Here is a 20626-nt window from a genome sequence, read left to right as displayed (position 1 = left end):
AAAAAAGGCGCACTCATGTGCGCCTTTCATTCATAGACCCCGTTCTAACAAGCCACCTTTACTCAAGCAATCTGACGAGTAACATCTAGGTATTTGCTGATATCAACGAAATCAATTTGTTCCGGCTTCAGATACTCTTCTGCATAACGCAGGTGAGTGCCGCTGGTTAAGAACAATCTAAACAGTTCGATATCGAGATGCTCGTCCAATGCCATTTTATACATGATGTCGACAGCAACACTGATTGGCTTAGCCTTCTTATAAGGCCTATCTGCAGCGGTTAATGCCTCAAAAATATCAGAGATCACCAGAATACGTTCTGGGATTGAGAGGTCATCACCAGTCAGCTTCCTTGGATACCCTGTACCTTTAAGTGTTTCATGGTGAGTTGAAGCGTAACGAGGAACACGACTTAGCTCTTTCGGGAATGGCAGGTTCTCAAGCATCTTAATCGTGCCAAGCATGTGCTCGTTTATCTTAAATCTATCTTCAGCAGTCAACGTGCCGCGTGCAATACTCAGATTGTAGACTTCGCCTAGGTTGTATAAGTGCTCAGGCACATCCATTTTAATTTGATGTTTCGGGTCAAATTCTAACGGCCTATCTCTTTTCACTATGTGCTCTGGCTTATCACTCAAAAGTGGTTCTGTGGCTGGTAAACTTGAACTCGGCTCTCGATTCATTGCCTCTATCGGTGATAGACCAAGTTGATCATCAAAGTGACGCGTCCAGGTCGTCTCAGCTATCGAGCGAATACGAGTGACTTTGTCATCACTCATGAACTCACCACCAACGTTCGACGTAGCGATAAAGGCAAAGTCATCTTGTAGCTGCTGCTTCGTTGCCGTAAGTTCATCGGCTATCAGTTGCGTTGATAGCGAACCATCAAGTTGTTTTCTCAAAGCGGTGATTTCCGCATCACGCCAAAGTACTTCAAATCGAGTTCTCACCTCGTGGATTCGGTTGTAGTTCGCTTCTAACTTCGTACCTTTATCGACGATGTGTTCCGGTGTCGTGATCTTGCCACAATCATGAAGCCAAGCCGCAATTCTAAACTCACGGCGTTCGTCATCATTTTTAAACTCAAAGTCTTTGAAGTGCTCAGACTGCGATTGTTCCGCCGCGTCAGCCAGCATCAAGCCGAGTTCTGGTACACGATTACAATGCCCTGCCGTATAAGCGGACTTATCATCGATCGCTTGAGCGATGAGCTTGATAAACGACTCAACAAACGCCTCTTGCATCTGTTCATGTCGTTTAATCTCCATAGCCATATCTTTTACAGCAACAGATAATTCCCACACTTCTTTGATTCGAGTATCAAGAATTGTCACGTTGTCATAATCACGCAGCTTAACCTTATGAGTCTCTTCCTCTAATTGGCGAATTGGATGCACTATCGGCGCACCAAAAACCCAAGCAATAGGCAACGTCAAACTCATCAGTAACACCGTTACACCAACAGAGGTTGCTAGACGTTTATTGACTGTACTGAAGACTTCAGATTCGGGAATCAATACCGCAAAATACTCAGAGTAGTGTTCGCCCGTGTCTATTTTCTTTAAATAGAGATGCTTGATCTCGCCATTCAACTCTACCCTTACCATACTGCCTTCAACCGTTGCTTCCTTAGTCAAATCATAAAGTTCAGTATAAGGAACCGTCGTATTCGTATTAAAGCCGGTATCATGCAGCCACTTTTTCGCTAAGGCATCAAGTTGTTCACCACTTAACTTACTGATAGCTTGATCAATGATTGGGAGCAATTGTTTATGCTTGCTCTGCAGCACCAAATGGAATTGGTTTGAGTAGTTCTGTTTTAGATCTTCTAGAGTCCCATTGACAACAAGGCCTGGCTGGAAAAACCTATCTAATGCAAACGAGAGTACGGGTTCTGCTTCTAAGAAAGCAAAGTTCTCTTCGCTTTCAATTGAATTAAATGCAGACTCTAGGTTTTCAAATTCAACTAAATCAATGTTCGGAAAATCCTCTCTCAACTTAGGAATAATTGACCACCCAGATAAAATGGCAACTTTTTTACCCTCAAGCTCGGCATAATTAGTGACAACCTTCGCGCCGACCCTTGTCACGATAGAAAGTGGCAATTCATAAATTGGAGTCGTGTATAGGCCATCTATGCCATTATTTTTATAATGTTGAACCGATTGCAGGCCATCAATACTTCCTTCTTGAAACTTACTGACAAGCTCGCCCCAAGAGAAACCATTAACAAATTCAAACCTGATCCCTGTCATCTCACCAATCATTTTAAGAAGGTCTATCGCATAGCCGTTTGGTTTTCCCGCCACTGAAAAGTCCATCGGCCCCCAATCATTTTGATTAGACACTAACAGCGGAGGGGTATCGTTAATCAAGGCTTGCTGCTCAGACGATAGCATCAATGTTGATACATCAAACTCCGATTCCTGATTGTTAACCTTGAGGTTAGACGCAATAATATTACCCGATTTCGAATATAAGAAAGACTCAACCTTACTGTCTTCTGCTAAGCCAAGCGCCGTACCTGATAGTTTGCTAGCTAAAGAAGACAACACAATATCAATACCAATCACATGTTGAACTTCAGATTCGATTTTCGAATCAAACGCTAAAGAATAAGTTTGCCCGGTAATTTGTAAATGCTGGAAAAGATATGGCTGAGTTTTTTCGACCGACTGAACATTGGCAGAAACATACCAAGGCCTAGTAGTTGGAAGGTAGTTGCTCTGCTCCGTAGTTGAGTTTCTTAGCGCAAACTCTTGGTCAAAATATTTCGTCGTACGGACGCGCTCCTCCCCTATATTATGAATCTCAACCACAACCCAACGGTCCGTTTGTTGTGCACCGATTTTTTCTCTAACGACAGGGGCAGATTCTAGATTAATAATTTGGAAGAAGTTTTCATTAGACGAGCCAATGTAAATACTATAAAAGAGAGGGTTATCTTTAATTGCTTCTGAAAGAATAGTACGCGACTCTTCTTTCGATATTTTGTTACTTATAGAACGTTTCACTGAAGAAAGTAAACGCGCCGTATTGGCTGCGTCAGAATCAACCGCGCCGATATAGTTACTCAGCTCTTGGGACACCATCGTCAACTTTGATAGGGTATTCTCAGTCGCCATTTTTTTACTGAAGTAATATTGCAGTGAAACCGCAACAACAGCGGTAAGAAATGTCGCGAGTAAAAACATTCCTCCAACAGTAAATCGTAACGAAATTTTTTTGTCTGTCATTATTCGATCCTTGAATAACCACTAGCTCAGAAATGTAACGTGCCAGCTATAATCATATTATTACAGTAGCACTGCACACCTAGCAACATATTATTCTATATATTAAAGAGCGCCTCTCCATATCACTCTTTGTGTCGCAATAAGTACCCTCTTTAATGATACACAGCAGTATAAGCGACCAACAGTCAAAAGAATTGTTCACATAAACTCAAGAAAAACCTAGTTATTATTGCTAGAAGAATCCTACAGCCACCTCCCCGCGAACTTTATGAACAATATTAATCCAATGTTCTTTATTCTCAATATCACCGCATTACAGACATTTCGTTAACACACCGTTAACTTTAACGTCATCTACTAAGCAATATCCTACTCATCTGTTTAGTAGCTGGAAATAAAACATAAGTTTCTCTCCATTGAAGAGATCCCCTACATAAGGAACGTGAACCATGTTCAAGGCACTGAAACCTACTCTTGCGGCTTCTATTATCGCAGCAACCTTTTCTTTCAACACTTTTGCTGCTGACGTAGAAAAAATCCACTTCCTAATCCCTGGCGGCGCTGGTGGCGGTTGGGATATGACGGCTCGTGGTACGGGTGATGTATTGGTGAAATCAGACATCGTAGAAAATGTCTCTTTCCAAAACCTTTCTGGTGGCGGCGGCGGTAAAGCGATTGCTCACCTAATCGAAACAGCACAACGCCAAGAAGACACGCTAATGGTGAACTCAACGCCTATCGTTGTTCGTTCACTAACAGGTATCTTCCCTCAATCTTTCCGTGACCTAACTCCGGTAGCAGCAACCATTGCCGATTACGGCGCAATCGTCGCTCCTGCGGATTCTAAGTACGACACTTGGGAAGACGTCGTTAAAGAGTTCGAAACCAACCCACGTAAAGTGAAGATTGCTGGCGGTTCAGCTCGTGGCAGCATGGACCACCTTGTAGTAGCGGCAGCGTTCAAAGGCGAAGGTTTTGATGCGAAGAAAGTACGTTACATTGCCTACGATGCTGGCGGTAAAGCGATGGCGGCACTGCTTTCTGGCGAAACACAGCTGCTTTCAACGGGCCTTGGTGAAGTACTAGAGATGTCTAAATCTGGCCAAGTAAAAGTGCTTGCTGTGACGGCTCCAAAGCGTCTTGACGCTGCGCCTAACATCCCAACACTGACTGAATACGGCAACGAGACAGTATTTGCTAACTGGCGTGGTTTCTTTGCGGCACCGGGTACAAGCCAAGCAAAAATCGACGAGTGGAACGAAGCTCTTGGCAAAATGTACAAAACCGATGAGTGGCAAGTGGTTCGTGACCGTAACGGTTGGATCGACAACTACAAAGCTGACAAAGATTTTTACGCCTTCCTAGAAGACCAAGAAAAACAGATGGGCGATCTAATGCGTGAGCTTGGTTTCTTGAAGTAACCAACAACCATAGAGGGCTTATGTGCCCTCTTACTCTTTCCTGTTTCGCCGTACATGAGTTAACTAAAACTCCTTTGTTTATTCGTAGTGTATTGCTAAAGCTTGCTGATTCGTTGTAGAGGCAAGTGGCTTAACCAAGTCATGTAATTCGCTCACCTTTGGTTAGTGATCCCAGACATTCTTCATTAACTCGCTCATGTGCGGCTTTTTTACTTTTTATACCACCCCAAATGGAGTTGGATATGTCGGACTTACCAACCAAATTTCTGAGTAAGGAATCTTTGCTTTCGAAGGATCGCATCGGAGCCATGATCTTTATGCTAGCGAGCTTGTGCTACGGCTATCAAACCACGCTGATTCCTCTGTTCCCCGGTGACGAGTACGAACCCTTCACAGCAAGAACCTTACCTACCCTGTTGACGTTTATCGGCATTGGCCTTTCGTTGATCCTGCTAATAACAGGACAACCGGATAAGAAAGTCACATGTGACACAACACCGCTAAACTGGAAACTGCTGATTGGCTTCTTGGTGTTAATGGCACTGTACGGTGTTGGACTGACTTATCTTGGCTTTGTTTTAGCAACCAGCTTCTTCTTACTTGCAGGCTTTTACCTACTGGGTGAGCGCCGCAAAGCTGTCTTATTTGGCGCGTCGTTTCCTTTCGTTATCGCGTTCTTTCTTTTATTAACTCAAGGCTTAGATATCTACCTAGAGCCGGGGTTAATCTTCACTCTTTGGTAGGGATAACATTATGTTAGACGGAATTTTACAAGGACTTTCGACCGCCGTGATGCCAATGAACATCATGATGGTAATTGTTGGCTGTTTTGTTGGTACCTTTATTGGGATGCTACCGGGACTCGGTCCAATTTCAGCAATCGCGTTGATGATCCCGATTACATACGGCCTAGACCCTTCTTCTGGCCTAATCTTGATGGCTGGTGTGTACTATGGCGCTGTATTTGGTGGCTCGACGTCATCAATATTAATCAACGCTCCAGGTTGTTCTTCAACGGTAGTAACCGCATTTGATGGCTACCCGATGGCACAAAAAGGCCAAGCGGGTAAAGCACTTGCACTCGCGGCTTACTCTTCTTTCACTGGTGGCACACTTTCGGCAATCATGCTTTTGATTGCGGCTCCGGCTTTAGCCAGCGTGTCATTGAGCTTCCAGTCTTCAGACTACTTCGCATTGATGTTGTTAGGTTTATCGGCAGTAGCGGCGTTTGCGGGCCCAGGTCAGGTAATCAAGGCATGGATGATGACCATTCTTGGTTTGATGCTGTCTACTGTTGGCATCGACAAAGGCGTTGGTGTTGAGCGTTTCACGTTTGGTCTAACAGACCTGATGGATGGCTTTAGTTTCCTACTTCTTGCTATGGCAACCTTCGCTTTAGGTGAGACTTTAATGGGTATTCTAAAACCAGAGCAAGACACCAGCGCGGAAGAAAGCCAAAAGATGTCGGATATTGGTAGCATGAAGGTCACCAAAGAAGAGTTCAAAGAAGTGGCACCAGTTTCAATTCGATCTTCTATTCTCGGTTTCTTTACCGGTGTTCTACCGGGCGCAGGTGCCACTATTGCGGCATTCCTAAGTTACGGTATGGAGCGTAGCCTCGCGCCAAAAGACAAGCAGAAAGAGTTCGGTAAAGGCAGTATCCGTGGTCTTGTTGCTCCTGAATCAGCAAACAACGCCGCTTCAAGTGGTTCATTCGTTCCGCTACTAACGCTGGGTATTCCGGGCTCTGGTACAACTGCGATTATGCTTGGTGCATTGATTGCCTACGGTATTCAGCCTGGTCCTCGCTTGTTCGTTGAACACCCAGATGTATTTTGGTCAGTCATCATCTCTATGTACTTTGGCAACATCGTACTGGTTATCTTGAACCTGCCTTTAATCCCTTATATTTCTAAACTGCTAGCGGTACCTAGAACGGTTCTACTGCCAATGATTATCTTCTTCTCAATCACTGGCGTGTACTTGGTGTCATTCAACACGATGGACGTATTTGTGATGCTACTGGTAGCGATGGCTGCGATAGCATTAAGGCTAGCCAACTTCCCATTGGCACCATTACTGTTAGGCTTCATATTGGGCGGCTTGATGGAAGAGAACTTAAGACGAGCATTGATGATCAGCGATGGTGAGTTGAACTTCTTATGGGAACGCCCTATTACGATGACCTTCACTATTCTGGCGGTATTGGTGCTGTCTAGCCCGATTCTAGTGAAACTATTTAAGAGTTTTAGAGCGAAGCCAGTAGAAGTGTAAAGCTTTATCGAATCAACTAAACCTCAACGAAAGGAGCCATTGGCTCCTTTTTTCATTTAAAGCCTCAATTAAAACCAGCGGTTAAAGATGGTAGCAAACTCACAAACCTATCTTTACAACACACATGGCGCTGATATTCATAACAAATTCAAGTAAGGTAACCAGTTAGTTAACGTATTGGATTCTAAAACTATGGATTGGTTGATTCTATTCTTATCAGGGGTGGTTGGCGGTGTGCTTAACTCCATTGCGGGTGGCGGCAGCTTCATCACTTTCCCTGCTTTGTTATTTGCTGGCGTTCCACCAATAGCAGCCAACGCGACCAATACCTTTGCTTCGTGTGCAGGATACATTAGCGGAGCCTACGCTCTGCGCCACGAAATTCAATCTGGTACTAAGCAGCTAAAACTGACTATAGCTTTATGTGTGATTGGCGGTGGTATCGGGGCATTTTTACTGCTGCACACACCAGAAGCTCTGTTCACTCAATCTGTCCCTTGGCTGTTGCTGTATGCTGCTCTGCTTTTCACGTTTGGCGGCACGCTCAATAAATGGCTTAAACAAGCTACAGCAAAACATAAGCACGCCACTAGCGCAGGCGCATTCTTTTCCGCTTTATTACTTTTGATTGTCTGTATCTACGGTGGGTATTTTAATGCAGGTTTGGGCATTGTGACATTGAGCTATTTGGCGCTGGCTGGTTACACCAACATCAACGTGATGAATGGCATCAAACTGCTCGTGTCCGCGTGTGCTTCCCTCGCAGCGATCGTGTTTTTTATCGTAAATGGTTCGATTAATTGGCCGTCTGGCATGGCTGTATTATTGGGTACATTGGTTGGTGGTTATTATTCAGCAAAAGTCTCTCGCCGCATCCCACAACAATATGTTCGTAATACAGTGATCATCGCGAGTTTCTTAATCACCGCTTACTTTTTCTATAATAACTAGGTTTTATGCTAAGTCGGTTTGACACTAATTAAACCCGAAACTGAATCTAATTCTAACTGGAAAACACAGCGGGAAAGCTGACTCTCGCATTACCTATCTCGCTATTTTATTACTTATAAAATAACCGTGTCGATATGTGTGAGACGAGTCCTTTAATTAGTAAATTTGATAACAATTTAGACTGTTTTTTAGCCTTTATTTTTCCAAGGGTGGGATACTTCTCCTGTCGAAAGTGAGACTTCATTAGGAGGCGTTATGAACATTAAACTCGGTCATGTCATGTCATCAAGTCGACTCATTTGCTTTGTCGCTTTTCTTGCTGCCACATTCGCGTGGATCCTAAAAATGCCCGCTCTGTTTTCTGTGTCAGCGCTATTCTTACTTATCAGAGCAATCGTTTATGTCACCGATCTTTGGAAGAATCAAAGAAAGAACCGCGAAGCTTAGCCATTTACGGTTTAAATCGAACGAATTAAAAAAGGAGCTCATAGGCTCCTTTTGTGTTTTTCGCTTATCTAATTAGCCGTGCTAATCGCCGACGCCTTATTTAGCGACGGTTCTTTCTAGCGACGTCTTCTTGTTAACGACGGAAATTACGACCGTTACCGCCACGGCGCTCTTTAAATGCAGACGCAGCTTTAGCTTGAGAGGCATGGATAGACTCAACCGTTAGTTCCATCGGCTCACGAGGCTCTAGCCCATGGCGGAATGTACGTGAACGCGGAGGCATCTGGTATTCGATGTCCGATGCTTTAGGCATGCGCTTGAAACGGTAAAGGTAGAAGTTTTCAACCTTCTCACGAGCCCATTCGGTTTTCTTCAGGTATTTAACTGCGCTTGCCACTGTAGGCTTAGTGTTAAAGCAGTTCATACGCATTGCCGCATCTAAAATTTCCCAACCATAATGATCCACTAATTCAGTGATCATGGTTTCAAGCTTTAAGCCGTGTAGCGGGTTATTTTGTTGCAGTTCGATTCTTTCTTCTTCAGTCATAACATTACCTTTTTCAAGGCAACTAAAGGCCTTGAATTTACTCTAGAACACCGTCATCACTGACCATTTCTAGCTCAATCACTTGGGCATTACATCCATTGCCCTTATTTATGCCTTTATGATGGCATAAAGCATACTCGTTATCCTATTTATCTTTGAAATTAATTTCGAATTGGTCACTTAATACCCTACCTTAGCTCGCTATACAGACTAAGACATTCTGTGAACAAAATTTCCCCTTAAAGATTATGAGACTGGTTTAACTTAACAAAACCTACGGTAACCGTATGCAAAAGCCATATATTTAGTGATGACATTAAAGTTTTTCAGTACGCAGTATTACATTTTAATAACACAGTGCTATGGTTTTATTGAATATCGAAACGGTAAAAAACCCGATTAAACAGTAGCATAATTATAATTAAAGGTTGGCTTGCCACATGTTTGACTACTCCCATTTCAGTAGAGCAGCGGCCCAAGACAAAGACATCGTCGCCATAGTCGATGATCTCTTCTAGCTAGCTCGTGAACACTACCCCATATTATCTCGGCTATCCGTGGTGCTGTGCAGTGAAAATAAAGCATCGAATTATTTTGTATCGGATTCACTGTGCCAAAACGCCAAGCATCATTACATCGAACAGGAGATCAAACCCAACTCTGCGTTGAGTCGTCTGGCTGAATCATTGGAAACAAGAATTGTTGATGACCTCTCTTTGATGAATCCGACTAAACAAATCTCTCATCTACTCGAGCTTGGTCACCAAAGTAGCTATACCACTCCAATCCACTACCAAGAGAGTAACCTTGGGTTCGTTTTCATCAACGCCTCATGCACTGACTTTTTTGCTAAGCAGACAATACAAAGCGACATCGCCTACCTCACCCAAGCGATTTCGAACCTGTTTGTGCAACTCTTCGAACGCCAGAGACATTTTCAGTCCTCATTAGCCATCGCCCTAAACATGGGGCACGCACGCGATCCTGAAACCAAAGAGCATCTGATTCGCATGGGAAAATACAGCGAACAGCTCGCACGTACGCTTTCGCACAGTAACAATGAGATTACCCACCAATTCGTTCACCGCATTCGCTTGTATGCCCCGTTTCACGACATAGGGAAGTACCGAATCCCAGACAAAGTGCTCTTCAGTACTGAGCGTTTTTCGGAAGAAGAAAGAAACATCATGAACAATCACACGATATATGGCGAAGAGATGATTGATGACGTGGTTGCCCTTTCCCACCACAGCTCAATGTGTAGCGAAGAAGTTCAGTTCATCAAGAATATTGTACGTCACCATCATGAACGGTTTGATGGCTCAGGGTTGCCAGATGCGCTCGTTGGAGAAGCGATTCCACTGGAGGCAAGAATTGTAACGCTAGCGGATGTGTTCGATGCTTTACTGAGTAAACGAGCTTATAAACACGCATGGTCAGCATCTAAGGTAATGGACTACATTGAAGCGCATACAGGGTTGATGTTTGATCCAGAGTGCGTCTCTGCGCTGAAGCAAAACCTTGATTACTTCATGTCGATACGAGAGCAATACAGTGATATGCAAAGTCCACAAGCTGCACTCGCTTAACGGGTTGTATTAAATTTGCTGTCTGTGACTCTCTTGCAGAACCAACAAAAAAGGATGCCAGTTGGCATCCTTTTGTTTTCTAGTTTACAGCTAATAAGAACAACAAGGTTCTTAACTGATTCTAACTAACGATTATACGTCGTAAGTTGTAGAAGCAGTATCGCCGCCTGTACCAGTCCAGTTTGTGTGGAAGAATTCACCACGTGGACGGTCAGTACGCTCGTAAGTGTGAGCACCGAAGTAGTCACGTTGAGCTTGAAGCAGGTTCGCTGGTAGACGTGCAGTTGTGTAACCGTCTAGGAAAGATAGCGCAGAAATCGTACATGGCATTGGGATACCAGACTCTAGAGATTTCGCTGCTACTTTACGCCATGCCACTAGGCTGCCTTGTAGGATGTTTTTGAAGTACTCGTCAGAACCTAGGAACGCGATGTCTGGGTTTGCTTCGTACGCATCACGTATGTTGCCTAGGAATGCAGAACGGATGATACAACCACCACGCCACATTAGCGCTACGTTACCGTAGTTTAGGTCCCAGCCGTTTTCGTTCGACGCTTCACGCATTAGCATGAAACCTTGAGCGTAAGAGATGATCTTAGAAGCCAGTAGAGCTTGACGTAGTGCATCAACCCACTCTTGCTTGTCGCCTTCAACTGGAGTGATTGTCTTCTCAAACAAAGCTTCAGCTTCAACACGTTGGTCTTTAAGAGCAGACAGGCAACGAGAGAAAACAGACTCAGAGATTAGAGTCAGTGGGATACCTAGGTCTAGTGCGTTGATACCCGTCCACTTACCCGTACCTTTTTGGCCTGCAGTGTCTAGGATCTTCTCAACTAGCGCTTCACCGTCTTCATCTTTGTAGCCAAGGATGTCAGCAGTGATTTCAACTAGGTAGCTGTCTAGCTCAGTCTTGTTCCAGTCAGCGAATACTGCTTGCATCTCGTCAGCAGACATACCTAGGCCATCTTTCATGAACTGGTATGCTTCAGTGATAAGCTGCATGTCACCGTATTCGATGCCGTTGTGTACCATCTTAACGAAGTGACCAGCACCGTCGTTACCAACCCAGTCACAACAAGGCTCACCAGCGTCAGTTTTTGCAGAGATACCTTGGAAGATTGGCTTAACCGCTTCCCAAGCTTCAGCCGCGCCGCCTGGCATGATTGAGGGACCGAAACGAGCACCTTCTTCACCACCAGATACACCAGTACCGATGAAGTGGATGCCTTTCTCACGACAATGCACTACACGACGGTTAGTGTCTGGGTAGTTAGTGTTACCACCATCAATGATGATGTCGCCTTCGTCTAGAAGTGGGATTAGGTTTTCGATGAACGTGTCTACAACGTCACCAGCACGAACCATAAGCATCACTTTACGTGGCGCTTCTAGCTTCTCAACTAGCTCTTCTAGAGAGTAAGCACCAACAATGTTAGTACCTTTAGCTGGGCCTTCTAGGAACTCGTCTACTTTAGCAGCAGTACGGTTATGAGCCACAACTTTGAAGCCGTGGTCGTTCATGTTTAGGATAAGGTTCTGACCCATTACTGCTAGGCCAATTACACCGATATCACCTTTCATTATTTTATCTCCTTGCGGCTATTCGCACTTATGCGATAGCACTTGCTGCATTTGAATCTAGGAACCACTCTGTTTCGCCAGTTTTAGACTGGATTTTCGCTGCCGGGTAAGGCAGTTCTGAAGCAGGAGTTGTATGAATTTCTTTAACGATCTCAACTTTACCTGCACCCAGTACTAGGTAGCTGATTCGTTTTGCTGCTTCTAAAACTTTCGCTGTTTTAGAAACACGGATTTGACCAGACTCAGGGTGAGAAGCTAATACAGATAGGTTCTCATCTTGGTAGTTGGTTGCACCTGGGAATAGTGAAGCTGTGTGGCCGTCTGCGCCAACACCAAGCAGAATCCAATCGAATACAGGCGTGCCGTTTTCTGTTGGGATTACGTCTGCCATCTCTTTTGCGAAACGCTCTGCTTCTGCTTTTGGTTCATCTTCACCTCGGATGCGGTGGATGTTTTCAGCAGGAAGGTTTACTTGAGTAAACTCTTTTAGTTTTGAAAATAAGAGCGCGTTTGCTTCACCGAAATTGCTTTCAGCGTCGTCTGGTACAACGCAACGTTCGTCGCCCCACCAGAAGTGAAGGTTATTCCATTGAATACCTTCCGCGTATGGCGCCTGTGCTAAAAGTTTGAAAAGCATTTTTGGCGTGCTGCCACCAGACAGTGAAATGTGAACAGGTTTGCCCTGCTCGCTGTATGCTTTCATTTCATTTGCTAGGTTTTCAACAACCAGTTCAGGCGTTGCAAAGATCTTGTGATTGATCATAGTTCGCAGTAATCCGTGTCTGTTAAGTTTTTGCATGGGAAACGCCATGCGCGGCCATCACGTTGCAGAAGTTCATCTGCTTCCTGTGGGCCCCAAGTACCACAAGCATAGCCAAACAGTGCTTGAGGATCTTGCTTGAAGTCTAAGATTGGTTGAACGTACTTCCAACATGCTTCTACCGCATCGGTACGTGCAAACAGAGTCGCATCACCGTTCAGTGCATCAAGAAGAAGACGCTCATAAGCCGTCAGCATCTGAGTTTCAGGCAAGTCAGAGTAAGAGAAGTTCATTTTCACTTCTTTTGCTTTGAAGCCTGCGCCCGGCTCTTTCAAACCAAAGCTCATCTGAATTCCTTCATCCGGTTGGATGCGGATAATCAGCTTGTTCTCTGGTGCATCTTGACCAAATACTGGGTGTGGCGTGTTCTTAAAGTGAATCACGATTTCAGTCACACGTGTTGGTAAGCGTTTACCTGTACGTACGTAGAAAGGAACACCATTCCAACGCCAGTTATTGATGTGAGCTTTCAAGCCGATGTAAGTCTCGGTACGAGAATCATCCGCTACACCATGCTCTTCACGGTAACCTAGTAGGTGCTGACCACGAACATCTGATGCTGTGTACTGACCTAATACTAAGTCTTTACGCAGATCATCTTCTTCTAATGGTTTCAGACACTGAAGCACTTTAACCACTTCATCACGAATAGAATCAGCGTTAATTTGTGCAGGCGGCTCCATACCTACCATCGCTAGCACTTGCAGCAGGTGGTTTTGGAACATGTCGCGAACTGCGCCAGAACCGTCGTAGTATCCGCCACGCTCTTCAACGCCAAGGAACTCAGCACCTGTGATTTCAACGTATTCAATGAAGTTACGGTTCCACAGTGGTTCAAACATCGCGTTTGAGAAACGAAGCACTAGAAGGTTTTGAACCGTCTCTTTACCAAGGTAATGGTCGATACGGTAGATCTGGTGTTCTTGGAAGTGATGATGGATCTCTTCATCCAACGCTTGAGCTGATGCTAAGTCGTAACCAAATGGTTTTTCGATGATCAGACGACGCCAGCCGTTCGATTCATCGTTAAGGCCATGCGCAGCAAGGTTTGCTGGAATCACACCGTATAGGCTTGGCGGGGTTGCCAAGTAGAACAATGTGTTATGGTTTTCGAATTGGTAGTCTTGCTCAAGCTTGTCTAGACGTTGTGCTAAACGAGCATAGTCGTCTACATCTGAAGTATTGATCGCTTGGTAATGCAGATGTTCAATAAATGCATTCAGCGTCTCTGGTTCAGTTTTTTCCATTTCCTGAAGAGACTTCTTCAGCTTCTCACGGTAAGACTCATCGCTGTACTCAGTACGGCTCACTCCAAGAATCGCAAAGGATTCTGGTAGTTGATTGCTAGCATACAGGTGGTATAGAGCAGGAATTAACTTGCGGTAAGTTAGATCTCCCGACGCACCAAAAATAACGATGCTGCTGTTTTCAGGTATTACCATCATCTTTCCTATAAAAACAAGGTTTTTAGTATTCGCCAAAGGTATCAGCGACATACGAAAATAGATAATAGGTCTTAACTATTACATCAATAGTAAGCGCCTATTAAATTTGAGAATGCGTTTGGTAAACGAGGGTGAAAGCTATCACCTCTATTCGGGACAGTATTGTCTATGACTATTTGATTTACATCAACCACTGTGAAAGCAATCGATTAAATATTGACTCATTTCGAACAAATTCTAATCGATAGTTCCGTTCATTTGACCCGAGGGAGAAGCAAATCGGCATTCTCAAACAGTGTAGTCAAGAAAGAACGGTATCTGGTCGGTGGAGTGAGCAATAGGAAAGGGAGAAAAAGGTAAAACCAGCTTATTCAACTGGCTTTATATTTATTTTGATGGTGTCGTGTTTATCTTTGCGCTTTGTTGTAGCAGCGCTCCGGACGCCCCACGGTACCGTAATTTAAGTCTGCGACTAACTCACCAGTGGTAATCAAAAATTCTAAATAGCGTCTAGCGGTGGTTCGGCTAGCACCAATTCGTTCTCCGGCTTCATCGGCGGTAATATTAACGGCATCAGCTTGTTGAAAAATGGCTCTGATCTTATCCAACGTTACGCCATCAATGCCTTTGGGTAAGGTGGATACTTTTCCAGAGTCCGCTTTGGCATTGGCTTGCAGCATCTTATCAACCAAACCTTGATTCAAATCCGACACACTTTCAAACTCTTGCTGTTGAGATTGATACTTTTTCAGCGCCGCTTCCAAACGAGGGAACATTACTGGTTTCAATAGATAATCGACCACCCCACCACGCATTGCTTGCTGCAGCGTATCGACATCCCGAGCAGCAGTAATCAAGATAACGTCGCAGCCTTGATTGCTCCCTCTTACGTGATTAAGAATATCGAGCCCACACCCGTCCGGCAGATACACATCCAATAACACCAAATTCGGTTTTAAGATGTCCAGTTGCATGAGCGCTTCAGACTGTGTAGTGGCAATGCCGACCACGTCAAAGCCACCCATCTGTTCTAAATAACGATGGTGTAGCTCTGCAATCGCAATATCATCCTCAATGACCATGACTCTCGTGATTGCGTTCATTTATGTTCTTCCTTTAACCATGCTTTTTCCGTCACGATGATCTTCACAAGATCGCTTCGTGCTTAATTATTATTGTTCTTCTTTTGGCAGATAAACCGTCATTCGCGTGCCAAAATCGTGGTTGTCGACCATTTCAAGCTGCCCTTGATATCGGTCTGCCAACTGCTTTATCAGATACAAACCCACACCACGATTTTGCTTCGCTTTGCTCGATACGCCTTTTTCGGTAAGTGCTTTGGTTGCCAACTCTTTCGGCAAACCACACCCTTTGTCTTCTACTTCTACGATAATTTCATTACCAAAATCACTGATTGAAACTTCAATAACCCGACGCGCTGGCGCAATTTGACCCTCTTGCTTAATCGCCGTCATGGTGGCGTCAAAGGCGTTATCAATCAGGTTGCCAAGAATTGTGACAACGTCATCCGCGTTTAACCAGCTAGGCAGAGCTTCAAGCCTTGAGCCTTCTTCAACTTTAAGCTCTAAACCAATTTCTCGCGCGCGCTCCGTCTTCCCAAGGAGCATACCTGCAATGAGCGGGTCTTTAACGGTTTCACGCAAGAACTCGATCAAGCTTTGATAGTGCGCGGTTTCTTGGCCAATCAGTTGCTGTACTGAATCCAACTCGCCCATCTGGATCAAGCCGCTAATGGTGTTGAGCTTGTTTTGATGCTCATGGGTTTGTGAACGCAGTAGATCTGCATATTCTTTGGTTTGTGAGAGCTGGTCTGTTAAATCGTTGATTTCATCGCGTAATCGGAAACTCGATACCGCCCCGACCACCTCACCAGCCACTATAATCGGGCTGCGGTTGGCAATAATTCGCTTATTGTTCAAATACAATTCAACATCGTGGTCGGTGTCGCCGGTTGATAGCAGTTGTTCTAAATCACTGCCTGGCAATACATCAGAAAGGCGCTGTTGATTGAGTGCTTTATCCCTGTCTATCGATAAAATATCGCAGGCACTCTTATTAATTGAACGTAAAATGCCGTGCTTATCGATGCTCAGAATGCCCTCTTTCACGGTACTCATGGTTACATCTAGCTCAACATACAACCGGCCTATCTCTTCAGGCTCAAAGCCCAAAATAGCGCGTTGAAAACGGCGAGATACATAACTCGAAATCAAAGCGTTGACCGCAACCACCAGCAACGCCATCACAATCAAAAAGGCTAAGTAAGGTTCGATTCGATCTTGCAACGAATCCAATAAGTAACCAACTGACACCACACCAATAACGGTACCTTGGGTGTCTTTTACCGCGGATTTACCACGAACTGAAAAACCCAGCGATCCTTTGGCTGTCGACACATAAGACTCGCCCAATACCAATGCTTTTTGGTTATCGCCACCACGCATGGGTTTACCGAGCCTGTCATCATAAGGGTGAATCAGGCGGATACCTTTATCATCTCCAACAACGATAAACGCCGCGCCAATGAGCTGAGTAAGGTTACGAAATTTAACTTGGGTTTCTTCAGACAAAACGTAGGGAACGCCATTAGGGTCCAACGTTCCATTTTCTTGAATAATGCTGGTGACAAGCGGCGATTCAGATAGAAATTCAGCAACACCTAACGCTTTCAAACCCATCTCTTGTTCTTGAGATTGTTTGATGTAGTAAAAACCAGCAGCTGCAAGAATCAAAAGTTCAACGAGGCCAGTGACCGTCATGATAATCAGTAACCTTTTACGGAAACTGATACTGCTCCATTTCATATTCCACCGTCCCTAGTGTTAGACGATCAATGTTAACACCAAGTTAATCGCATGACCTTTCTAGGGACGTGAATTTGTGACTGCTACTCAACTAAATAATTGAGCAGATTGTTAATTGATAATCCTTTACGTTGTTCATCTCGATTAATCGTTCATTTTTAGGACTGATTAGCTTAAAAACCAAAATAAACGAATAAATATTGAGCTAGATCACTAAGCTTTTAGGTGTTTTTTAGGTTGTTTAAAATAAATACAATTATAATGGTTGCATATGAAGAAGTTTATTGTTGCTAAGCCATAGGTCATGATTTTCAGACCGCGCTTTGAATCGAAACTTCGATTAACAAAATAGCAACAACCCTTCGCTCGCTGGACGTATCTATAACTAAAAGTTGCACGCTCGCCGTTACGAATGATGAACAAACGGATTAAGTATTCTCCCCTATTCATCCATCGCTATTTCAAACTCGGCTAGCCAGACAACGAAGAGGTGACTGATAAAAGCATCACCCAATAATAAAACATTGATGAGCAGGAAGTATCGATCAGTGGCCAGTGGCAACGTCCAATAGAAACAGGATAACAAACATAACGTATAAACATTGTTGAAAAGGAAACAAGGCAATGAAACGCGATAACTTTGGAATTTGTCTTACTAAGACTATGCTGTTCAAACACTTACAATCGACTTTTACTCACGTAAGAGCCTATGAGAAAGATGGCACCTCCCCACTCGATCTCAAGGTATTGTTAGCATTCCCGCAAATGTCAGGGAGAGATTTATTACAAACAATGCAAGGTTCAAGACAATTGGTATGGCGCGCCGATCACCATTGTCCTAGCTTTAAATAAGCCACTTCATTTTGTAAAAACACTTCTATACTGAACTTAAAGAGCACGCTTATGCGTGCTTTTTAAGTTTCATTTATCTTTGATATTCACGTCACTCAATCTTATTTACACTTGATTAACGAGTTATGAAAATTTCTATTCATATGAGACAATCTATTCAAGACAAATGACTATCGCCCTGTTAACATTAGAGTTAATACTCTAATTGGTATTTAATGCAGATGACCAAACCAAAATTCCGATACCTTGCGATCGCCAGTATGCTTCTCGGCACTATGGCTTCGCCAGGCTATGCAGCTCCGCTCACTTTTTCTGAAGCGTGGCAAATTCTCCAAGAGAACAACAACTCTCTTGCGGCTCAACAAGCCAACGTTGAACGTTATCAACACCTTCAGAACTCAACAAGTAGCCTCAATCTTCCTTCTATTACCTTAGGGGCTAACTACACGCACCTTGATAGTGATGTGACGATTAATGGTGAACAGTTTTCAGATAGCTTGAGTGGAGTAAACCCTGCTATATCCGCGATTTTGCGCCCTCTAGTTGGTGGCGTTACCTCAACGATTACCGAACAAGACATCTTTAGCTCTTCCATTCGTGCTGTGTGGCCTATCTTCACTGGTGGTCGAATAACCGCTGCGCAAAATGCGGCTGAAGGTAAAAGCGAAGAAGCGCAAAGCCAACTGTTGATGGAGAAACAAGCTCGCTACGAAGACTTAAGTAAGTATTACTTCTCGGTGATCTTAGCGGAAGACGTGGTGAGAACGCGTCAAGCCGTTGAAGCAGGCTTAACTCAGCATCGTGATTTCGCCATCAAGCTTGAACAGCAAGGACAAATCGCCCGAGTAGAACGCCTACAAGCCGATGCTTCTTTAGATAAAGCGATTGTAGAGCGCACGAAAGCTCAGAACGATCTTAAAATTGCGCAATTGGCGCTGACTCAGATCCTTGGTCAAAGTGAAAGTGTAGAACCCTCTGAACAACTGTTTATCAATAAGAACCTGCCTCATATGGACGTGTTCATTGACCAGACACTCATGACCTACCCCGGCCTTAAGATTCTTGATGCAAAAGAGAAACAAGCAAGCAGCTTAATTAAAGCCGAGAAAGGTAAATACTACCCAGAGGTTTACCTTTATGGTGATTACAGCCTGTATGAAGATGACTCTCTAGCCAGTGAAATGAAACCCGATTGGTTGGTTGGCATTGGTGTGAATGTGCCACTGCTTGATACCTCTGGCCGTTCCGACAAAGTCGCTGCGGCTCACAGTGCCGTATCACAGGTTCAATTCCTTAAGTCACAAGCTAAGCAAGACTTAACCGTGTTGGTACAAAAGACTTACCTTGAAGCAAACCAAGCCATTGAAGAGGTTCAAGGCCTAAACTCGAGCTTGTCTTTAGCTCAGGAAAACCTATTACTTCGTAAAAAAGCCTTCACACAAGGGTTATCTAACTCATTAGAAGTGGTTGATGCCGAGCTTTATCTTGCGAGCATTAAAACCCAGCAATCTGCTGCTCGCTTCAAATACCTAATCTCTCTCAACAAGCTGTTAGCGCTAACCAGCGAAATGAATGCTTACTCCAGTTACTTAACCTCCTCTGTTCCGTCTGATTTCGACTCAAAAACAGACACCGTTAGCCAGTCAAAAGGATAATTCATGAAACCTATTAAGCCCCTTCTTCTATCTTTAGTTGGTATCGGCGTTATTGGCTGGGTCGGATACAGTTTCTATCAAGCTTATCAACCTCAGCCGGTTAAGCTTCAAGGTCAAATCGATGTGCAGCAATACAGCATCTCATCGAAAGTACCTGGCAGAATTGATGAAATATTCGTGCGCAAAGGCGATTCGGTTGAAAAAGGCGAATTGATCTTCTCTCTACTAAGCCCTGAGATTGATGCGAAGCTAGAGCAAGCAAAAGCTGGTCAGAAAGCCGCTGGTGCATTAGCACAAGAAGCAGAGAATGGCGCGCGTACTCAACAGATCCAAGCGGCTAAAGACCAATGGTTGAAAGCCAAAGCAGCTGCCGATCTGATGGACAAAACCTACCAACGTGTAAACAACCTTTACAACGATGGTGTGGTTGCCGAGCAGAAGCGTGATGAAGCCAAAACACAGTGGCAAGCGGCGAAGTACACCGAAAGCGCTGCATTCCAAATGTATCAATTAGCGCAAGAAGGTGCGCGTGACGAAACCAAAGTGGCCGCCGCTCAAAAAGCGTTAATGGCAGCGGGTGCGGTAGCGGAAGTTGAAGCTTACGCAAAAGACACACAGATCCACAGCTGGTTTAATGGCGAAGTCTCTCAGGTTCTATTGAGCAGTGGAGAACTTGCACCACAAGGCTTCCCTGTTGTGACTGTTATCGACACCAAGGATGCTTGGGCTGTGCTCAATGTTCGTGAAGACATGCTTAAGCATTTCGAGAAAGGCAGCCAGTTTGAGGCGTACCTACCGGCTCTGGATAAATCATTAACTTTCCAAGTAACTCACATCGCCGTAATGGGTGATTTCGCAACTTGGCGCTCAACAGACGCAGCACAAGGCTTCGATTTACGTACTTTTGAAGTAGAAGCGCACCCTGTCGATACGAGCGAAACACTGCGTATGGGCATGAGCCTAGTGGTTGAGCTTTAGGTGAC

At 44.4% G+C, this 20626-nt stretch carries 15 protein-coding genes and 1 pseudogene; 9 read left to right on the top strand and 7 right to left on the bottom strand.

Features of this window, described 5'->3' with window-relative positions; translation table 11 throughout:
- Nucleotides 1–62: 62 nt before the first annotated feature.
- Nucleotides 63–3236: an HD domain-containing phosphohydrolase gene (locus AB4558_RS12120; protein ID WP_372073948.1), complete on the bottom strand. Its 3174-nt coding sequence runs from the start codon at nucleotides 3234–3236 to the stop codon at nucleotides 63–65.
- Nucleotides 3237–3685: 449 nt separating this feature from the next.
- Between AB4558_RS12120 and AB4558_RS12115 the strand changes: the two genes are divergently transcribed.
- The 5 genes from AB4558_RS12115 to AB4558_RS12095 all read left to right on the top strand — a co-directional run bounded on the left by AB4558_RS12115 (nucleotide 3686) and on the right by AB4558_RS12095 (nucleotide 8329).
- Nucleotides 3686–4657, top strand: coding sequence for a tripartite tricarboxylate transporter substrate binding protein (locus AB4558_RS12115; RefSeq protein ID WP_136974310.1), 972 nt, complete (start codon nucleotides 3686–3688; stop codon nucleotides 4655–4657).
- 242 nt (nucleotides 4658–4899) lie between these two features.
- On the top strand, nucleotides 4900–5400 hold the full coding sequence (locus AB4558_RS12110) for a tripartite tricarboxylate transporter TctB family protein (protein ID WP_136982896.1): 501 nt from the start codon (nucleotides 4900–4902) through the stop codon (nucleotides 5398–5400).
- 10 nt (nucleotides 5401–5410) lie between these two features.
- The gene (locus AB4558_RS12105; protein WP_012603793.1) at nucleotides 5411–6931 is read left to right on the top strand and encodes a tripartite tricarboxylate transporter permease; all 1521 of its coding nucleotides are present in this window, start codon (nucleotides 5411–5413) and stop codon (nucleotides 6929–6931) included.
- A 192-nt stretch (nucleotides 6932–7123) separates the two neighbouring features.
- Complete coding sequence (locus tag AB4558_RS12100) at nucleotides 7124–7882, top strand: sulfite exporter TauE/SafE family protein (protein WP_017062287.1); 759 nt, start codon at nucleotides 7124–7126, stop codon at nucleotides 7880–7882.
- A 255-nt stretch (nucleotides 7883–8137) separates the two neighbouring features.
- Nucleotides 8138–8329, top strand: a complete 192-nt coding sequence (locus AB4558_RS12095) for a hypothetical protein (protein WP_372158835.1) — start codon at nucleotides 8138–8140, stop codon at nucleotides 8327–8329.
- A 133-nt stretch (nucleotides 8330–8462) separates the two neighbouring features.
- Here the strand turns inward: AB4558_RS12095 and AB4558_RS12090 are convergent, their stop codons facing one another.
- Entirely contained in the window at nucleotides 8463–8876 is a 414-nt protein-coding gene (locus tag AB4558_RS12090) for a VF530 family DNA-binding protein (RefSeq protein ID WP_010438513.1), read from the bottom strand.
- A gap of 428 nt (nucleotides 8877–9304) precedes the next feature.
- On the opposite strand from AB4558_RS12090, the pseudogene AB4558_RS12085 reads away from it, so the two are divergent.
- Nucleotides 9305–10465 (top strand): annotated as a pseudogene (locus tag AB4558_RS12085) (HD-GYP domain-containing protein).
- Between the two features lie 132 nt (nucleotides 10466–10597).
- Here AB4558_RS12085 and gnd read toward each other — a convergent pair.
- The 5 genes from gnd to AB4558_RS12060 all read right to left on the bottom strand — a co-directional run bounded on the left by gnd (nucleotide 10598) and on the right by AB4558_RS12060 (nucleotide 17136).
- Nucleotides 10598–12046, bottom strand: coding sequence for a decarboxylating NADP(+)-dependent phosphogluconate dehydrogenase (gnd, locus tag AB4558_RS12080; RefSeq protein ID WP_017066265.1), 1449 nt, complete (start codon nucleotides 12044–12046; stop codon nucleotides 10598–10600).
- Between the two features lie 28 nt (nucleotides 12047–12074).
- Nucleotides 12075–12809: a 6-phosphogluconolactonase gene (gene pgl, locus AB4558_RS12075; RefSeq protein ID WP_017066266.1), complete on the bottom strand. Its 735-nt coding sequence runs from the start codon at nucleotides 12807–12809 to the stop codon at nucleotides 12075–12077.
- Nucleotides 12806–14308, bottom strand: coding sequence for a glucose-6-phosphate dehydrogenase (zwf, locus tag AB4558_RS12070; protein WP_017059714.1), 1503 nt, complete (start codon nucleotides 14306–14308; stop codon nucleotides 12806–12808). The genes pgl and zwf overlap by 4 nt, the downstream gene beginning before the upstream one ends.
- Nucleotides 14309–14718: 410 nt before the next feature.
- On the bottom strand, nucleotides 14719–15414 hold the full coding sequence (locus AB4558_RS12065; protein ID WP_017069356.1) for a response regulator: 696 nt from the start codon (nucleotides 15412–15414) through the stop codon (nucleotides 14719–14721).
- Nucleotides 15415–15483: 69 nt separating this feature from the next.
- Nucleotides 15484–17136, bottom strand: coding sequence for a sensor histidine kinase (locus tag AB4558_RS12060; RefSeq protein ID WP_032545674.1), 1653 nt, complete (start codon nucleotides 17134–17136; stop codon nucleotides 15484–15486).
- A gap of 624 nt (nucleotides 17137–17760) precedes the next feature.
- Between AB4558_RS12060 and AB4558_RS12055 the strand changes: the two genes are divergently transcribed.
- The 3 genes from AB4558_RS12055 (at nucleotide 17761) to AB4558_RS12045 (ending at nucleotide 20621) form a co-directional block, all read left to right on the top strand.
- Nucleotides 17761–17988 carry a hypothetical protein gene (locus AB4558_RS12055; protein ID WP_009846577.1) on the top strand — a complete coding sequence of 76 codons (228 nt, stop codon included), beginning with the start codon at nucleotides 17761–17763 and terminating at the stop codon, nucleotides 17986–17988.
- Between the two features lie 215 nt (nucleotides 17989–18203).
- Nucleotides 18204–19643 (top strand): TolC family protein, encoded by a 1440-nt coding sequence (locus tag AB4558_RS12050; protein WP_372158834.1) that lies wholly within the window; start codon nucleotides 18204–18206, stop codon nucleotides 19641–19643.
- A 3-nt stretch (nucleotides 19644–19646) separates the two neighbouring features.
- A complete protein-coding gene (locus AB4558_RS12045) occupies nucleotides 19647–20621 on the top strand; it encodes an HlyD family secretion protein (protein ID WP_017070946.1) in 975 nt (324 codons plus the stop codon).
- Nucleotides 20622–20626 lie beyond the last annotated feature (5 nt).

Source organism: Vibrio sp. 10N.222.51.C5 (assembly GCF_041474575.1).
In the GTDB taxonomy this organism is placed as follows: Bacteria; Pseudomonadota; Gammaproteobacteria; order Enterobacterales; family Vibrionaceae; genus Vibrio; species Vibrio crassostreae_C.
This window is presented reverse-complemented; position numbering and strand designations above follow the sequence as displayed.